Source organism: Streptomyces sp. NPDC017979, assembly GCF_044328175.1.
Lineage (GTDB): Bacteria > Actinomycetota > Actinomycetes > Streptomycetales > Streptomycetaceae > Streptomyces.
In genome coordinates this window covers 992,965-1,009,938 of sequence record NZ_JBIRGU010000001.1, presented here as the reverse complement: position 1 = coordinate 1,009,938, position 16,974 = coordinate 992,965, and the positions used below count along the sequence as shown (strand labels likewise).

12 protein-coding genes are annotated in these 16,974 nt (G+C 74.1%); 8 read left to right on the top strand and 4 right to left on the bottom strand.

Translation table 11 applies throughout. The features are described from left to right. Complete coding sequence (locus ACH4E8_RS04260) at positions 1–1,356, bottom strand: SWIM zinc finger family protein (protein ID WP_398444157.1); 1,356 nt, start codon at positions 1,354–1,356, stop codon at positions 1–3. Between the two features lie 145 nt (positions 1,357–1,501). Here ACH4E8_RS04260 and ACH4E8_RS04255 point away from each other — a divergent pair, with 145 nt between their 5' ends. The 5 genes from ACH4E8_RS04255 (at position 1,502) to sucD (ending at position 9,367) form a co-directional block, all read left to right on the top strand. Next, positions 1,502–2,641, top strand: a complete 1,140-nt coding sequence (locus tag ACH4E8_RS04255; protein WP_398444155.1) for an AAA family ATPase — start codon at positions 1,502–1,504, stop codon at positions 2,639–2,641. Next, the gene (locus ACH4E8_RS04250) at positions 2,638–5,355 is read left to right on the top strand and encodes a DUF5682 family protein (RefSeq protein ID WP_398444154.1); all 2,718 of its coding nucleotides are present in this window, start codon (positions 2,638–2,640) and stop codon (positions 5,353–5,355) included. The genes ACH4E8_RS04255 and ACH4E8_RS04250 overlap by 4 nt, the downstream gene beginning before the upstream one ends. Beyond that, the gene (locus ACH4E8_RS04245; protein WP_398444152.1) at positions 5,352–6,575 is read left to right on the top strand and encodes a VWA domain-containing protein; all 1,224 of its coding nucleotides are present in this window, start codon (positions 5,352–5,354) and stop codon (positions 6,573–6,575) included. The genes ACH4E8_RS04250 and ACH4E8_RS04245 overlap by 4 nt, the downstream gene beginning before the upstream one ends. Before the next feature lie 701 nt (positions 6,576–7,276). Continuing rightward, entirely contained in the window at positions 7,277–8,461 is a 1,185-nt protein-coding gene (gene sucC / locus ACH4E8_RS04240; protein ID WP_398444150.1) for an ADP-forming succinate--CoA ligase subunit beta, read from the top strand. Between the two features lie 21 nt (positions 8,462–8,482). Next, entirely contained in the window at positions 8,483–9,367 is an 885-nt protein-coding gene (gene sucD / locus ACH4E8_RS04235; RefSeq protein ID WP_398444148.1) for a succinate--CoA ligase subunit alpha, read from the top strand. 157 nt (positions 9,368–9,524) lie between these two features. Here the strand turns inward: sucD and ACH4E8_RS04230 are convergent, their stop codons facing one another. After that, entirely contained in the window at positions 9,525–10,736 is a 1,212-nt protein-coding gene (locus ACH4E8_RS04230; RefSeq protein WP_398444146.1) for a sigma factor-like helix-turn-helix DNA-binding protein, read from the bottom strand. A gap of 167 nt (positions 10,737–10,903) precedes the next feature. Here ACH4E8_RS04230 and ACH4E8_RS04225 point away from each other — a divergent pair, with 167 nt between their 5' ends. Then, a complete protein-coding gene (locus ACH4E8_RS04225; protein WP_398444144.1) occupies positions 10,904–12,628 on the top strand; it encodes a DUF6350 family protein in 1,725 nt (574 codons plus the stop codon). 284 nt (positions 12,629–12,912) lie between these two features. On the opposite strand, the gene ACH4E8_RS04220 is transcribed toward ACH4E8_RS04225, so the two are convergent. Beyond that, positions 12,913–13,677 (bottom strand): hypothetical protein, encoded by a 765-nt coding sequence (locus ACH4E8_RS04220; RefSeq protein ID WP_398444142.1) that lies wholly within the window; start codon positions 13,675–13,677, stop codon positions 12,913–12,915. A 256-nt stretch (positions 13,678–13,933) separates the two neighbouring features. On the opposite strand from ACH4E8_RS04220, the gene purN reads away from it, so the two are divergent. Both purN and purH read left to right on the top strand, forming a co-directional pair. Then, the gene (purN, locus tag ACH4E8_RS04215; protein ID WP_398444140.1) at positions 13,934–14,587 is read left to right on the top strand and encodes a phosphoribosylglycinamide formyltransferase; all 654 of its coding nucleotides are present in this window, start codon (positions 13,934–13,936) and stop codon (positions 14,585–14,587) included. Continuing rightward, positions 14,584–16,167, top strand: a complete 1,584-nt coding sequence (gene purH, locus ACH4E8_RS04210) for a bifunctional phosphoribosylaminoimidazolecarboxamide formyltransferase/IMP cyclohydrolase (protein ID WP_398444138.1) — start codon at positions 14,584–14,586, stop codon at positions 16,165–16,167. The genes purN and purH overlap by 4 nt, the downstream gene beginning before the upstream one ends. Before the next feature lie 87 nt (positions 16,168–16,254). Here purH and ACH4E8_RS04205 read toward each other — a convergent pair whose 3' ends face one another. Then, positions 16,255–16,881: an RDD family protein gene (locus ACH4E8_RS04205; protein ID WP_398444137.1), complete on the bottom strand. Its 627-nt coding sequence runs from the start codon at positions 16,879–16,881 to the stop codon at positions 16,255–16,257. Positions 16,882–16,974 lie beyond the last annotated feature (93 nt).

Genomic DNA, 16,974 nt, shown 5'->3' with positions numbered 1-16,974 from the left:
TCATATCAGGGGCACCGTCTCCGCTCCGGTCGCGGTCGACCACGCGGCGAGCGGCGTCACCCCCGCCTGGCCGCACTCGGCGAAGACCGTGACCGGCCCGCCGCCCGACAGGGCCACCAGCTTCCACAACCCCGGCCGGCTCAGCGCGACCTGCGTCAGGGGCAGCGCCGATTCCCCCGCCGAGTCGGCCAACTGCCAGTTGTGGCCGTCCGGGGTCGGCACCGGCACGACGTCCGTGAGCGTCACGGGCCAGGAGTCCAGCCATGGATCCTCGGCCAGGGCGTGTCCGTACGCATCGAGGGCCGCGGATACCGGGCCGCCCCGCGGCGGCCCCTCCACCGGCGCCGGCACCCACGAGCCCTCCCTCAGCTCCGCCCGCAACTGGCCCGCGCCCCCGTACGGCACCAGCTCCGCCTCGACCGCCGCGCCCACCGGCAGCGCCAACTGCGGCGCGCGCCCCGCCGCCCCGTACGACAGCAGCAGCGCGAAGCGCCCCGACCCCTGCCCGTACACCCACGCGCGGCGGGTGGTGACCTTGCCGTCGGACGAGTCGTACTGCGCGAGGACCAGCCAACGGTCCCGTACGGGAGCGCCGTCGGCGGGGGCGGTGAGGCCGACGCGGGTGCGCACCGTGGCGGCGAGCGGGGCCGGCAGCAGCTCCCGCCCCAGCCAAGCCGAGTCCAGCAGATGGAGCAGGGCGCACTCCTCCAGCAGCCGCACCGGCCACCCCGGCCCCGTACCGGGGATCGACCCCAACTCCCGCACCCGCGCGGCCAGGCCCGGCGCCTGGGCGTCGACCATGCGGGCCGCGGTCTCCTCCCACAGGCCGTACCCCGCCTGCTCGGCGGAGGCGAGGCCGCCGCGCAGCAGGTCCGCGAGGCGCTGCTCCAACTCCAGCGCCCCGGCGGTGATCCGCGCGGCCCGGCGCTCCGCCCTGCGCCGGGCCGCATCGGGCGCGGCCGCCCCGTCGGGCCGACCCCGGCCCTCCGGCGCCCGCTCCTGCTCCGCCCGCCCGCGCCGCCCCGCGAGCCACTGCTCGGCCCACTCGGGCGCGGTGCCGTCACGCACCGCGTCCGTCTCGGACGCCCAGAGCAGCAGCAGCCCCAGCGCGTGCTTGCAGGGGAACTTGCGACTGGGGCAACTGCACGCGCAAGCCGGCCCGGTCGTGTCGACCACCGTCTGATACGGCTTCGAACCGCTGCCCTTGCACAGGCCCCACACGGCGCCCCCGCCGCTGCTGCCCGCCTCCGACCACGGGCCGGCCGCGGCGAGCCGCCCGCCCGCCTGTCGTGACGCAGCGTCAGGAGCCAGCGCGAGCACCTGCTCCGCCGTCCAACGTACCCCCGGTCCAGTCATGCACCCGACCGTACGACCCACCACTGACAACGGCCCCAATGTCGGCTCTGAGCTGGGGAAACGGTCGATTGTCAGTGGGGTGGTGCAGGCTGGGAACCACGTCGGACCGCATCGGTCGCAACGACCTGGAGGGGGATGCTGCACCGTGCTCGAAACCACCACACATGACGCTCCCGTCAGCGCTGTCGACACCGTCAGTGAGGGTGTCGAAGTGCTCCGTCCACACGCGGAAGACGCCTTCGCCCACGAGCTCGCCGCGCTCCGTGCGGCGGACGACCGCCCGCGCCCGGCCGGCTGGCGCATGTCCCCGTGGGCAGTGTCCCGCTATCTCCTCGGCGGGTCCCTCGACGACGGCACCGTGATCACCCCCAAGTACGTGGGGCCGCGCCGCATCGTCGAAGTCGCCGTCACCACCCTCGCCACCGACCGCGCCCTGCTGCTGCTCGGCGTGCCCGGCACCGCGAAGACCTGGGTGTCCGAGCACCTGGCCGCCGCCGTCAGCGGCGACTCGACCCTCCTCGTCCAGGGCACCGCGGGCACCCCGGAGGAAGCCGTCCGCTACGGATGGAACTACGCCCGGCTCCTGGCCCACGGACCGAGCCGGGAAGCGCTCGTGCCGAGCCCCGTGATGCGCGCCATGTCAGAGGGGATGACGGCGCGGGTCGAGGAGCTGACCCGGATCCCCGCCGACGTCCAGGACACCCTGATCACGATCCTGTCCGAGAAGACCCTGCCGATCCCCGAGTTGGGCGAGGAGGTCCAGGCCGTCCGCGGCTTCAACCTCATCGCCACCGCCAACGACCGCGACCGCGGGGTCAACGAACTCTCCAGCGCCCTGCGCCGCCGCTTCAACACCGTCGTGCTCCCGCTGCCCGCGACCGCCGACGACGAGGTGGACATCGTTTCCCGCCGCGTCGACCAGCTCGGCCGCTCCCTCGACCTGCCCGCCGCGCCCGAAGGGCTGGAGGAGATCCGGCGCGTCGTCACCGTCTTCCGCGAACTGCGCGGCGGCGTCTCGCTCGACGGCCGCACCAAGCTCAAGTCGCCCTCCGGCACGCTCTCCACGGCCGAGGCGATCTCCGTCGTCACCGGCGGACTCGCCCTCGCCGCCCACTTCGGCGACGGGGTGCTGCGCCCGGGCGACGTAGCGGCCGGCATCCTCGGCGCGGTCGTCCGCGACCCGGCCGCCGACCGGGTCGTCTGGCAGGAGTACCTGGAGACGGTCGTCCGCGAGCGCGAGGGGTGGAAGGACTTCTACCGCGCCTGCCGCGAGGTGAGCGCATGAGCACCGCGCCGCCCGCAGGGCCCCTGTTCCTCGGCGTGCGGCACCACGGGCCGGGTTCCGCCCGTGCCGTACGGGCCGCGCTGGAGGCCGGGCGTCCGAGCGCCGTGCTCATCGAGGGGCCGCCCGAGGGGGACGCCTTGCTGCACCTGGCCGCCGACGAGGGGATGCGCCCGCCGGTCGCCCTGCTCGCCCACGCGGTGGACGACCCCGGGCGGGCCGCGTTCTGGCCCTTCGCGGAGTTCTCCCCCGAGTGGGTGGCGATCCGCTGGGCGCTCGCCGAGGCGGTGCCGGTGCGGTTCATCGACCTCCCCGCGGCCCACTCGCTCGCCCTCGCGGCCGAGGACGAGTCCACCGAAGCCACCGCAGCGAGGAAGGCGGGCCGCGGCGAGGGCGGGCCGGCGCCGGATGTGGTTCCGGGGGGATCCACATCCCGCACCGGCGCGTCCGGCCCGCACCGCGGCACGACGGTGGCGGCCGATCCGGAGTGGGACGTCACGACGGCCCAGGCCGCGGCCACGGCTCCGGGGCTCGCCCCCACGGCCGGCGGCAGGCCCGGCCCGCCGGCCGTCAGCAGCGCCGATCCCGAATGGGACGCGGTCCCGGCCGCCGCCGCCGATCCCGAGTGGGACGTCGTGCCCGGGCGGGACGCCGCTCCGGCGCGGGGGCGGGTAGGGGACCCCGAGTGGGACACCGCCCCGCGCGGCACCGCGGCTCACGCACGCGCCCCCGCGGAGGCGGCCGCCGATCCGGCGCGGATGCGGGTCGACCCGATCGCCGTGCTTGCCGAGGCCGCGGGGTACGACGACCCCGAGCGCTGGTGGGAGGACGTCGTCGAACACCGCGGCGCGGCGGACCCGTTCGCCGCCTTCGCCGCCCTCGCCGAGGCCATGACGGCGCTGCGCGAGACGTACGGGCACGGCGGCCACGAACGCGACCTGGCCCGCGAAGCCCACATGCGGCTGCAACTGCGCGCCGCCCGCAAGGAGTACGGCGACGACGTGGCCGTGGTCTGCGGGGCCTGGCACGTACCGGCGCTGACGGAGCGGACCACGCTCGCCGCCGACCGGGCGCAGTTGAAGGGGCTGCCCAAGGTCAAGGTCGAGACGACCTGGGTGCCCTGGACGCACCGGAGGCTGGCCCGCCGCAGTGGATACGGCGCCGGCATCGACTCGCCCGGCTGGTACGGACACCTCTTCGCGGCGCCGGACCGGCCGGTGGAGCGCTGGCTCACCAAGGTCGCCGGACTGCTCAGGGACGAGGACGTGCCCGTGTCACCGGCTCATGTCATCGAGGCCGTACGGCTCGCGGAAGCACTGGCCGTGCTGCGCGCGCGCCCGCTCGCCGGGCTGACGGAGACCACCGACGCCGTCAGGGCCGTGCTGTGCGAAGGCTCCGACGTCCAGCTCGCCCTGGTCAGGGACCGGCTCGTGGTCGGCGACGTGCTGGGGGAGGTGCCGGACGCGGCCCCAGCCGTCCCGCTCCAGCGGGACCTGAGCCGCCGCCAGCGCAGCCTGCGCCTGAAGCCGGAGGCCCTGGAGCGCGAGTTGGAACTCGACCTGCGCAAGGACACCGACGCCGAGAAGAGCCGGTTGCTGCACCGGCTGCGGCTGCTCGGCGTCGGCTGGGGCGAGCCCGTCGCCGGCCGCGGCAGCACCGGCACCTTCCGCGAGACCTGGCGGCTGCGCTGGGAGCCCGAGCTGTACGTGAAGGTCGCCGAAGCCGGCATGTGGGGCACCACCGTTCCCTCCGCCGCCACGGCCAAGGCCGAACACGAAGCCCTCACCGCCACCGCGCTCGTCGAGGTCACCGAGCTGGCGGAGGACTGCCTGCGCGCCGAGTTGGCCGACGCCCTGCCCGTGGTGATGCGCGCCCTCGCCGACCGTGCCGCGCTGGACACCGACGTCAGCCACCTCGCCCAGGCCCTGCCCGCCCTCGCTCGCTCCCTGCGCTACGGGGACGTGCGGTCCACCGACACGGCCGCCCTCGCGGAGGTCGCGTCCGGGCTGGCCGAGCGGATCTGCGTCGGGCTGCCGCCCGCGTGCACGGGGCTGGACGCGGACGGCGCCGCCGTCATGCGCATGCACTTGGACGCCGTGCACGGCGCGATGGGACTGCTGCCGACGGCCGAAGAGCTGGCCGACCGCTGGGGCGCCGTGCTGCACCGGCTCGCCGCCCGGGACGCCGTCGCCGGCGTCGTCCGCGGCCGGGCCGCCCGCCTGCTGCTCGACGACGGGCGCCTCGCCGAGGACGAGACCGCCGCCTTGATGAGCCTCGCCCTGTCGCCCGGCACCCCGCCCGCCGACGCCGCCGCCTGGATCGAGGGCTTCGTCGGCGGCGCGTCCGGCGGCGGCATGCTGCTGCTCCACGACGAGCGGCTGCTCGGCCTGGTGGACGCCTGGCTCACGGGGGTGCCGGCCGACGCGTTCACGGACGTACTGCCGCTGCTGCGCCGGACGTTCTCCGCGTACGAGCCGGGCGTCCGTCGCGCCCTGGGCGAGCTGGTGCGCGCCGGACCGACGGCGGGGCCGGGCGCCGCGCCGACCGGCGGCGCGGTCGCCACGGCCGCCAGACCGGGCTTCGGCCCGGGGCTGGACCGGGTCCGGGCCGACGCCGTGGTCCCGCTGGTGCGGCTGCTGCTGGCGCCGCCCACCGAAGCGGCGGCCCGGCCGGGCGGCACGGACCACACGGATCGACTCCCGGGGGTGGGGACATGACGACCGACGCGACCGCGGACGGCACGGTCAGCGGCGCCGATGCCACCGAGCGGCTGCGGCGCTGGCGGCTGGTCCTCGGGGGCGACGCCGCCGACGGCACCGGGCACGCCCTGACCAGCCGCGACGCCGCCATGGACGGCGCACTGACCGCCCTGTACGGCAACGGAGAGGGCCAGGGCGGCGGGGCCAGGGGCGCCAAGGGCAGCGGCGGCCGGGGCCGTTCGGCCGGGCTCGGCGCATCCGCGCCTTCCGTCGCCCGCTGGCTCGGCGACATCCGCACCTACTTCCCCAGCTCCGTCGTCCAGGTCATGCAGCGCGACGCGATCGAGCGCCTCGGGCTGTCCGCGCTCCTCCTGGAGCCGGAGATGCTGGCGGCGGTGGAGGCCGACGTGCACCTCGTCGGCACCCTCCTCTCCCTCAACAAGGCCATGCCCGAGACGACGAAGGAGACGGCCCGCGCGGTCGTCCGCAAGGTCGTCGAAGACCTGGAGAAGCGGCTGGCCACCCGCACCAGGTCCACGTTGACGGGCGCGCTCGACCGCTCCGCGAAGGTCTCCCGCCCCCGTCACCGCGACATCGACTGGGACCGCACGATCCGGGCCAACCTGAAGAACTACCTCCCCGAACACGACACGGTCGTCCCCGAACGCCTCGTCGGACACGGCCGGGCGGCCCGCTCGGTGAAGAAGGAGGTGGTGCTCTGCATCGACCAGTCGGGCTCCATGGCCGCGTCCATCGTCTACGCGGCCGTCTTCGGCGCCGTGCTGGCCTCGATGCGGTCCGTCGCGACCCGGCTCGTCGTCTTCGACACCGCGGTCGTCGACCTCACCGACCAGCTCGACGACCCCGTCGACGTCCTCTTCGGCACCCGGCTCGGCGGCGGCACCGACATCAACCGCGCCCTCGCCTACTGCCAGGAGCGCATCACCCGCCCGGCGGACACCGTCGTCGTCCTGATCAGCGATCTGTACGAGGGCGGGATACGGGACGGGATGCTGAAGCGGGTCGCGGCGATGAAGGCGTCCGGGGTGCAGTTCGTGGCGCTGCTCGCGCTCTCCGACGAGGGCGCGCCCGCGTACGACCGCGACCACGCGGCGGCGCTCGCCGCGCTCGGCGCACCGGCCTTCGCCTGCACGCCGGACCTGTTCCCCGAGGTCATGGCGGCGGCGATCGAGAAGCGCCCGATACCGACGCCTGCGCCGGAGCCGGCGGGGCCCTGAGCTTCTGCGGCCGCAGGCCGCACCCGGATCCGCCGCGCGGTCGCCGTGCGGCGGGCTGTGGTGTGGTGTCTGCGGGCCGCCTGTGGCTGGTCGCGCAGTTCCTCCCCCTGGGCCCGCAGGGCACGGGGCCCCAGCGCCCCTGTGCCCGGAGGCGTGGGGCCCTGCACCCCTGACTGGCTCGCCGTTTTCCCGGCGGGCGTCGGTCCCCACCGGCCGGTGGTGGGTTGCTCGCGCAGTTCCCCGCTCCCCCTGCGCCCTGCGGGCTCGGGGGGACCCCCACCTGTGCCCTGCGGGCACGGGGTCCCCCGTCACACCCAGAGGCGTGGGGGGACCCCAGCGCCCCTAAAGACCTCGCCCGCGGCGACCAACGCTCCCGCAGGGGAGACGCGGCTGGGTCCGGACGTGGCAGGGGCACCGGGGACGAGCGCGCGGCCGGGCGGTGGGCGCCTGTAGAGGGCATCTAGAGGGCGTCTGGAGCGCATCGGCGGGGCCGTTTGGCGGGTGGATCTGTGACCGTTCTCACCACTCATGTGTGAGCTGCGATTTAGGGAGCCACCGTTCACGGGGATAACCTGCGAGACGGACATGCCGCGTGCCGGACACCGTGTGCGCCTCCCTTGTGACGATCGCAGTCACGTTGCCCTCCGCGGCACGCCCACGCAGACAACGAACCGCGATCATCAGAAAAGGGACGGACGCGCGTGGACCTGTTCGAGTACCAGGCGAGGGACCTCTTCGCCAAGCACGGTGTACCGGTGCTGGCCGGTGAAGTCATCGACACGCCTGACGCAGCGCGCGCGGCGACCGAGCGTATGGGCGGCAAGTCGGTCGTCAAGGCGCAGGTCAAGGTGGGCGGCCGCGGCAAGGCCGGCGGCGTCAAGCTGGCCACCACCCCGGATGACGCGGTCGAGAAGGCCGGCCAGATCCTGGGCATGGACATCAAGGGCCACACGGTCCACAAGGTGATGATCGCGGAGACCGCGCCCGACATCGCCGAGGAGTACTACGTCTCGTACCTCCTCGACCGCACCAACCGCACCTTCCTGGCCATGGCGTCGGTCGAGGGCGGCATGGACATCGAGGAGGTCGCGGCCACCAAGCCGGAGGCCCTCGCCAAGGTCCCGGTCGACGCCAGCGTCGGCGTCTCCGCGGAGAAGGCCGCCGAGATCGTCGCCGCGGCGAAGTTCCCGGCCGAGGTCGCCGACCAGGTCGCCGAGATCCTGGTCACCCTCTGGAAGACCTTCGTCGCCGAGGACGCGCTCCTCGTCGAGGTCAACCCGCTGGCCAAGGTCGCCGACGGTCGGGTCATCGCGCTCGACGGCAAGGTGTCCCTGGACGCGAACGCCGACTTCCGCCAGCCGGAGCACGACGCGCTGGAGGACAAGGCCGCGGCCAACCCGCTGGAGGCCGCCGCCAAGGAGAAGGACCTCAACTACGTCAAGCTCGACGGCGAGGTCGGCATCATCGGCAACGGCGCCGGTCTGGTCATGTCCACCCTGGACGTGGTCGCCTACGCCGGCGAGGCGCACGGCGGCGTCAAGCCCGCCAACTTCCTCGACATCGGCGGCGGCGCGTCCGCCGAGGTGATGGCGAACGGCCTGGAGATCATCCTGGGCGACCCGGACGTCCGGTCCGTCTTCGTCAACGTCTTCGGCGGCATCACCGCCTGCGACGAGGTCGCCAACGGCATCGTCCAGGCCCTGGAGCTGCTGAAGTCCAAGGGCGAGGACGTCACCAAGCCGCTGGTCGTCCGCCTCGACGGCAACAACGCGGAGCTCGGTCGCAAGATCCTCTCCGACGCCAACCACCCGCTCGTGCAGCGCGTGGACACGATGGACGGCGCGGCCGACAAGGCCGCCGAGCTCGCCGCGGCCGCTGCGAAGTAAGGGACGAGGAACACCACCACCATGGCTATCTTCCTGACCAAGGACAGCAAGGTCATCGTCCAGGGCATGACCGGTGCCACGGGCATGAAGCACACCCGGCTGATGCTGGGCGACGGCACCAACATCGTCGGCGGCGTCAACCCGCGCAAGGCCGGCACCACCGTCGACTTCGACGGCACCTCCGTGCCGGTCTTCGGCACCGTCGCCGAGGCGATGAAGGAGACCGGGGCCGACGTCTCCGTCCTCTTCGTGCCGCCGGCCTTCGCGAAGGCCGCCGTGGTCGAGGCCATCGACGCCGAGATCCCGCTGGCCGTCGTGATCACCGAGGGCATCGCGGTGCACGACTCCGCCGCCTTCTGGGCGTACGCGGTCGCCAAGGGCAACAAGACCCGGATCATCGGCCCGAACTGCCCCGGCCTGATCACCCCCGGCCAGTCCAACGCCGGCATCATCCCGGGCGACATCACCAAGCCGGGCCGCATCGGCCTGGTGTCGAAGTCCGGCACGCTGACGTACCAGATGATGTACGAGCTGCGGGACATCGGCTTCTCCTCGGCCGTCGGCATCGGTGGCGACCCGGTCATCGGCACCACCCACATCGACGCGCTCGCGGCCTTCGAGGCCGACCCGGAGACCGAGCTCATCGTGATGATCGGCGAGATCGGCGGCGACGCCGAGGAGCGCGCGGCCGACTTCATCAAGGCGAACGTGACCAAGCCGGTCGTCGGCTACGTCGCGGGCTTCACCGCCCCCGAGGGCAAGACGATGGGCCACGCCGGTGCGATCGTGTCCGGTTCGTCCGGCACCGCGCAGGCGAAGAAGGAGGCCCTGGAGGCCGCCGGCGTCAAGGTCGGCAAGACCCCGACCGAGACGGCGAAGCTCGCGCGGGAGATCCTCTCCGCGTGACGCCCGAAGCCCGACGGCCGATGTGATGGCGCTCGGCGTCCGACGGCTGACGGGCGGTGTCCGGCGCTTGACGTCCGACGCCTGAGGGCTGACGCATGACGCGTTGTGGGCCCGCGCTCCACCACGGAGCGCGGGCCCACACGCGTTCCGGCCGCGCTCACTCGATCTGCGGCACCAGCTTGCCCGGGCCGCTGCCGGGCAGGTCGCGCAGCATGTCCCGCAGCACCGTCTGCTGCGGGCTGAGCTGCGGGGGACCGGCGTGTCCCGGGACGCCGCCGACGCGCTGCGCGGGGGCGATCTCCGGTACGTACCGCGTCGGCGCGGTCGCGAGCGTCATCCCCGTGGCGCCCATGATCAGGACGGTCACGGTCAGCGCGGCCCGAGTCCAGAACCAGGCCCGGCGCTCGCTGGTGGTGCGCACGGTCGCGGCCGGCGCCGGTCGCGGCGGAGGTCCGCCCGCCACCAGCACGCCCAACTGCTCCCGCAGCGCCTCCGGGGTGGCCGCCAGGTGCGGCAGCCGTTCGGCGAGCGCTTCGCGCGCGTGCAGCAGCCGGTTCGCCGCGGCCGGGGTGGTGGCCTCCGTCTCCGCCGCCGTCTCGGGCAGGTCCAGCCCGAGCCCGTCGTACAGCAGGACGGTGCGGCGGTACGGCGGCGGCAGCTCCAGCAGGGCGTCCAGCAACTCCCGCCCGGCCTTGTCCAGCGGCGGGCTCTCGGGGTGCCGGTTCGCGGGGCGCAGCCGGTGCCACGGCGAGAGCGCCAACTCGTACGCGACGGCGCGCACCCAGCCGACCGGGTCGCGGTCCTGGGCGGTCTTCGGCCAGTTCTGCCAGGCGATGTGGAAGGCGCGTTCGACGGCTTCGTGCGAGAGCTGCTGTCGGCCCGTGAGCAGGTAGACCTGGCGCACGAGGTCGGGTGCGGCGTGCGCGTAGAGGGCGTCGAAGGCTTCGGCGGGGGTGAGGCCGGCGGTCGCGGGGGGCGCTGCCGGAGCCGGCGGCGGGCTCGGCGCGAGGGTCGTGGAGACCGAATCGGCCACGGACACGAGCACGGGTTCGACTGCCGCAGGTGGCGTAGCCGCGGTGGTCGCTTCGGCCGGTGCCGTCGACGTCGTCGCTGCGGCCGGTTCGCTCGACGTGTCGGCCGCGCTCGCTTCGTTCGACGGGAGGGGGCGCGCGAGCACCTTCGCGTACGCCTCCCGACGTCGTCCGCGCGGGTCGCTGCGGCCGGTCTCCCACGCCCGGACGGTCGCCTTCGTCACGCCCACGGCGCTGGCCACCTGCGCCTCGCTCAGCGACAGCGCCTCGCGCAACCTGCGCCGTTCCTTCGGGGGCGGTAGGGGCGTCTCCGGCGAGGGGGCCGTGCTCCGGGTCATGGCGCGCCCCCGTGGCCGGGGCGCGGGCCCGTCGGGCACGGGCCTACGGGGTGTGGACTCACCCGTGCGGTGCACTTATCGGAAAAGTACATAAACGTATATTGAGCGACACAACGGCCATTCGCCCGTTACGCCGCGAAAGCGCGTGTCGTTGGGAGCATGGCCGGGTGACCCAGACGACGGAACACGGCCCGGCCTCCACCGACTTCCCGCAGACCGTCCTCGTGCAGGGCGGGCGCAGAGCCGCGCTGGTGCGGTGCCTCCTGCGTGGCGCCACCGCCGCGGGGCTCGGGCTCGGCGCGCTCACCGTCCTGGTGATGATGCTGTGGATCAGCTCCCCCTACCCGGACAGCGGCCCCGACGGCGCCCTGCACGTCGCCGCCTCGCTGTGGCTGCTGGGCCACGGCACCGAACTCGTCCGCGTCGAGACGCTGTACGGCGCTCCCGCCCCCGTCGGGGTCGTGCCGCTGCTGCTCGCCGCGCTGCCCGCCTGGCTCACCCACCGCGCCGTGCGCGACGCCCTGACCTCGGACGACGAGGGGCTGCGGCCGCGCCCTTCGACCCGTAACGCGGTGTGGGGGGTGGCCACCGGCTATCTGCTCGTCGGCGCGTGCGTGACGGTGTACGCGGGGGAGGGCACGCTCGTCCCCGACCCGCTGAGCGCGCTGTTCCACCTGCCGCTGCTCACGTTCGCCGCGGCGGTGACCGGGGCGTGGACGGCGAACGGCCGCCTGCTCGCTCCGCCGACCGGGTCGAAGTCGGACGGGTCGAAGCCGACCGGGTCGAACTCGGACGGGGACTCCGGGGCGGGGTCGAAGTGGCCGTCATGGGACGACGTACGGGCCTGGCTGGCCGGCGCGCGGGCCGCGGTGGCCGCCCGCGCGGCGGCCGCGGGCGCACTGGTCCTGCTCGGCGGCGGGGCGGTGCTGGTGGCGTCGTCGCTGGTCTGGCACGCGGACGCCACGCAGGACTCCTTCCTGCACCTCGCGGACGAGTGGTCCGGGCGGCTCGCGGTCCTCTTCCTCGGGATCGCGCTCGTGCCCAACGCGGCGGTGTGGGCCGCGGCGTACGGACTCGGTCCGGGCTTCGCGCTCGGCACGGGTGCGACGGCGACGCCCCTCGCGCTGTACGGGGACCCCGCGCTGCCGCACTTCCCGCTGGTCGCGATCGTGCCGGCGCAGGGCCCGGGCACGCCCCTGAACTGGTCGAGCGCGGCGGTGCCGGTGGTCGCGGGCCTGGCCGTGGGCTGGTTCGCCGCGGGCGAGCGGGGCGCGTCGGCCGGCCGAACGGCCGCGAACGCCCTGCTGGCCGCGGCGGGCTGCGGCGCCATCGCCGCGGTCCTGGCCGCGTTCGCGAGCGGCCCGCTGGGCACCCACCGCCTCGCCGAGTTCGGCCCCGCGTGGTGGCTGACGGGCGGCGCGGCGCTGGTGTGGACGGGGGTGCTGGGGGTGCCGGTGGCGCTGGGGGTACGGGCGTGGCGGGGCCGCGGCCGCGGCTTCGCGTCGGAGCCCGCGGAGCCTTTGAAGGCTCCGCCCGCGAAGGCGCCCACGACTGCGCCGCTGGTGAAGACGTCGCCCGTCACGGCCCAACCGAAGCCGCCTGCCAGGGGCTTGAGCAAGCTGAAGGGCATGAAGCGCGCTCAGTCCACGTCGAAGGCGGCGGCCGCCGCGGAGCAGCCGAGGTCGTCGAAGCCGTCGATGAGCCCGCTGGACGCGCTGGAGGGTCGGGACCCGCTGGAGGTCCTGGACGCGCAGGACGGCCCGTACGACTTCCTCCCCCTGGACTCCTGGGCGGACCGCCCGACCCCGTCCCCCCTCCCGCCGGCGGACCCGTCCCGCCCCTGGGCCGCCCCGCCGAGCCCCTGGCCGAACGACCCCGACGGGAAGCGCTAGCGGGGCGTGGCCCGCCGCGGGTGCGCCCGCCCGGGCGCCGGCGCGCTGACGAACCCGCCGTTCCTCTGCGGGAGCACTGGCCGGTGCGGGTGCTCTGTGGCTCGTCGCGCAGTTCCGCGCCCCTGTTTCGCTGCCCCTGCCCTTCGGCTGCGGGCAGGAGTTTTAGAGGGGCCCGTGCCCGTAGGGGCACAGGGGGCCGGAACTGCGCGACGAGCCCACCACCGTCCCGCAAGGAATCCGCGGGCAGGTCGGACGGCACAGCCGGCCGCAGAGGGCGAGGCGCGTCAGTCCTCCACGCCGTAGATCTCGCGCAGGGGCTCAGGGAGCTTGCTGTTGCAGGAGACCTGGCCCGCCTTCGTCAGGGCGTCGCGTTCGCAGGTGTAGAAGTCCTGGTAGACGAGTTGGACGGCGTACGTGGAGGCGACGACCAGGAGGGCCAGGGAGGCCATCACCAGGCCGGTGATCGCGGAGGTGCGCTGGGTGCGGCTGGCCGTCTGGGGGGAGGGGGACGGGGTCGCCGGCGCGGTGGTGGACGTGGGGTCCGGGCGCTTCGGCTTGGCGCGCAGGGAGCTGATCGCCCAGTACATCGCCAGGGCGCCCAGCAGGAGCGCGATCTCCGTGAAGTCGAAGAGGACGAAGAAGAACGCCCACATGCCCGCCAGCAGCGCGTACCGCGCGCGGCGCTGGGCCGGGTCCGTGGGGTCCCAGCGCGGGCCGGAACCCTGGGAGGAGCCGTTGTTGTCGGAGGATCCTCCGGGACGACCGCCGAAGCCGTCGCCCGACGAGCGGCCCGGCTGGCGGCTGCTCCACTGGCTGCCCCAGCCCGAGCGGCCGCCGCCGGACGAGCCGGAGGAGCCCGAAGCATCCGAGGAGCCGGTGGAATCCGAGGAGTCCGATCCGTCGGCGGAGCCGCCCGCCTCGTCCGGGCGGCGCGGCTGCCAGGGCTGGTCGGGCCGGCCCTCCGGCGGCGGCGCGAAGGGGTTGTTGTCGTCGGTGGACTGGCGCTCCCGCGGCAACAGGAGGTCCGTACGGCGGCGTCGGTCCCGCATCTGGTGAACGTCTTCCCCTCAGACCCGGTGCACCTGGGGTCTTGTGTCGTCGTCTCGTGTCCGTCAAGGGACGGGTGGTTGTCCCCTGACGCTACCTCCCGGCCGCGCCCCCGTCCCCCGGGGGCCTTCCTTGGTGCCGGTATCGTTGCTGACGGTCGGCCCTTTCGTAGAGTTCCCCGTATCGAGAGGCGCGATTCGTTCGTACGACCACACAAAACCGTGCGCACCCGCACGCCGCACCCGAAAGAGTCCCGCCGTGGCCCCCGCCTCCGCCCGACCCGACGACGCGCCGGCCCGCCGTCCGGCCAGGATCGTCGTCCTCGTCTCCGGATCCGGTACGAACCTGCAAGCCCTCCTCGACGCCATCGACGCCGACCCGGACGGCTTCGGCGCGCGCGTCGTCGCCGTCGGGGCGGATCGTTACGGCGCCGGCGGCCTGGAGCGCGCCGAGCGCGCCGGGCTGCCGACGTTCGTCTGCCGGGTGAAGGACCACCCCACCCGCGAGGCGTGGGACCGCGCGCTGGCCGAGGCCACCGCCGGGTACGAACCCGACCTCGTCGTGTCGGCCGGGTTCATGAAGATCGTGGGCAAGGAGTTCCTCGCCCGTTTCGGCGGGCGCTGCGTCAACACGCACCCCGCCCTGCTGCCCAGTTTCCCCGGCGCCCACGGAGTGCGGGACGCGCTCGCGTACGGCGCCCGGGTCACCGGCTGCACCGTCCACTTCGTCGACGACGGCGTCGACACCGGGCCGATCATCGCGCAGGGCGTGGTGGAGGTCCGGGAGCAGGACGACGAAGCCGCTCTGCACGAGCGGATCAAGGAAGTCGAGCGAGTGCTGCTCGTCGAGGTCGTCGGGCGGTTGGCCCGTGACGGCTACCGCATCGAGGGACGAAAGGTTGTTTTCCCGTGAGTGTTGAGGCTGCCGCGAGCGGCACGCGCCCCATCAGGCGGGCGCTGGTCAGCGTGTACGACAAGACGGGCCTCGAAGACCTCGCCCGCGGTCTGCACGGGGCGGGCGTGCAGCTCGTCTCCACCGGGTCCACCGCCGCGAAGATCGCCGCCGCTGGCGTGCCCGTGGTCAAGGTCGAGGACCTGACCGGGTTCCCCGAGTGCCTGGACGGCCGGGTCAAGACGCTGCACCCGCGCGTCCACGCCGGCATCCTCGCCGACCTGCGGCTCGACGCGCACCGCGAGCAGCTCGCCGAGCTGGGCGTGGAGCCGTTCGACCTGGTCGTCGTCAACCTGTACCCGTTCCGTGCGACCGTCGCGTCCGGCGCGAGCCAGGACGAGTGCGTCGAGCAGATCGACATCGGCGGCCCCTCCATGGTCCGCGCCGCCGCGAAGAACCACCCCTCGGTCGCGGTCGTCACCAGCCCCGAGCGGTACGCCGACGTCCTCGCGGCCGTCGAGGCCGGCGGCTTCGACCTGGCCGCGCGCCGCCGCCTCGCCGCCGCCGCGTTCGCGCACACCGCCGCGTACGACGTCGACGTGGCGTCCTGGTTCGCCGAGCAGACCGCCGCCGACGCCGCCGACGCCGCGGACGAGGGCTTCCCGGAGTTCCTGGGGGCGACGTACGAGCGCGCCGGCGTGCTGCGTTACGGCGAGAACCCGCACCAGGGCGCCGCGCTGTACGTCAACGGCAAGGGCGGGCTGCCGGCGGCCGAGCAGTTGCACGGCAAGGAGATGTCGTACAACAACTACACGGACACCGAGGCGGCCTGGCGTGCCGCGCACGACCACGCCGAGCCGTGCGTCGCGATCATCAAGCACGCCAACCCGTGCGGCATCGCGATCGGCGCGGACGTCGCCGAGGCGCACCGCAAGGCGCACGCCTGCGACCCGCTGTCCGCGTTCGGCGGCGTCATCGCGGTGAACCGCCCGGTCTCGGTCGCCATGGCCGAGCAGGTCGCGGAGATCTTCACCGAGGTCATCGTGGCGCCGGCGTACGAGGACGGCGCCGTCGAGGTGCTGGCGAAGAAGAAGAACATCCGGGTGCTGCGCTGCCCCGACGCGCCTGCCTCGCCCGTCGAACTGAAGCTCATCGAGGGCGGTGCGCTGCTCCAGGTCGCCGACCGGCTCCAGGCCGAGGGCGACGACCCGGCGAACTGGACCCTGGCGACCGGCGAGCCGCTGTCGGACGCCGAGCTGGCGGAGCTGGCGTTCGCCTGGCGCGCCTGCCGCGCGGTGAAGTCGAACGCGATCCTGCTCGCCAAGGACGGCGCCTCCGTCGGCGTCGGCATGGGCCAGGTCAACCGGGTCGACTCGGCGAAGCTCGCGGTCGAGCGGGCGGGCGAGGAGCGGGCGCAGGGCTCGTACGCGGCGTCCGACGCGTTCTTCCCCTTCCCCGACGGCGCGCAGATCCTGATCGACGCCGGGGTGCGGGCGATCGTCCAGCCGGGCGGCTCGGTCCGGGACGAGCTGGTCGTGGAGGCGGCGCGGAAGGCGGGCGCGACGATGTACTTCACGGGTACGCGCCACTTCTTCCACTGATCGACTCCCACTGATCGACCGCGGTACGCACGACGAAGGCCGCGCCACCCGGGAACGGGGGCGCGGCCTTCGCCGTGCAGTGGTCGTTCAGTTGGACTTGATGACGACCGTCGAGCAGATCTTGTCGGCGAACGTCTGCTTCTTCTGGTCCCACGCCGGCCACAGGTACCCGATGTAGCAGGGCAGTGCGTCGACGATGTGGGCGAGCCGGCGCAGGAACGCCTTGCCGAAGCCGACGATCTGGCCGTCCTGCTCCCGCAGCAGCTTGATGCCGAGCACCTGCTTGCCGGGGGACTGGCCCGTGGTGCCCTCGCGGTAGGCGATGAACACCATCGCGGCGATCAGCCACGCGTACCCGATGAGGAGCATGGTCGGGGAGCCGCCCACCGCGAGGGCCAGGTAGGGCCCGGAAGATATCAGGCCGTCGATGAGACCGGCGCCGAACCGGTAGCCCCAGTTCGCGAGTTCGGGCATCCCGCTGCCGTATCCGGGCTGCTGGTAGGCGTCGTACGGCTGGACGGGCGGGGCCTGCGGGTAGCCGTACTGGCTCTGCTGGGGCGGCCCCTGCTGGGGCTGGCCGTAGCCGGGCTGCCCTTGGGGTTGCCCGTAGCCTCCGGGCTGTTGGCCGTACCCCGGCTGCTGGGGCTGGCCGTAGCCGCCCGGTTGCTGACCCTGGGGCTGGCCGTAGGGGTTGTTCGGGTCGCCGAAGCTCATGGCGAGGTTCCTCCGTGGGAAGTGCGGGGACTCCGCGGTCCAGCGGGAGGACGGGAGAACAGACTTCGCGGTGTTCCCCCCGGTGTTCCGACG

Bases quoted from the DNA above. Each gene is read 5' to 3' on its own strand.
- ACH4E8_RS04260 (WP_398444157.1), bottom strand. From the start codon at position 1,356: ATGACTGGACCGGGGGTACGTTGGACGGCGGAGCAGGTGCTCGCGCTG.
- ACH4E8_RS04250 (WP_398444154.1), top strand. From the start codon at position 2,638: ATGAGCACCGCGCCGCCCGCAGGGCCCCTGTTCCTCGGCGTGCGGCAC.
- ACH4E8_RS04245 (WP_398444152.1), top strand. From the start codon at position 5,352: ATGACGACCGACGCGACCGCGGACGGCACGGTCAGCGGCGCCGATGCC.
- sucD (WP_398444148.1), top strand. From the start codon at position 8,483: ATGGCTATCTTCCTGACCAAGGACAGCAAGGTCATCGTCCAGGGCATG.
- ACH4E8_RS04230 (WP_398444146.1), bottom strand. From the start codon at position 10,736: ATGACCCGGAGCACGGCCCCCTCGCCGGAGACGCCCCTACCGCCCCCG.
- ACH4E8_RS04220 (WP_398444142.1), bottom strand. From the start codon at position 13,677: ATGCGGGACCGACGCCGCCGTACGGACCTCCTGTTGCCGCGGGAGCGC.
- ACH4E8_RS04205 (WP_398444137.1), bottom strand. From the start codon at position 16,881: ATGAGCTTCGGCGACCCGAACAACCCCTACGGCCAGCCCCAGGGTCAG.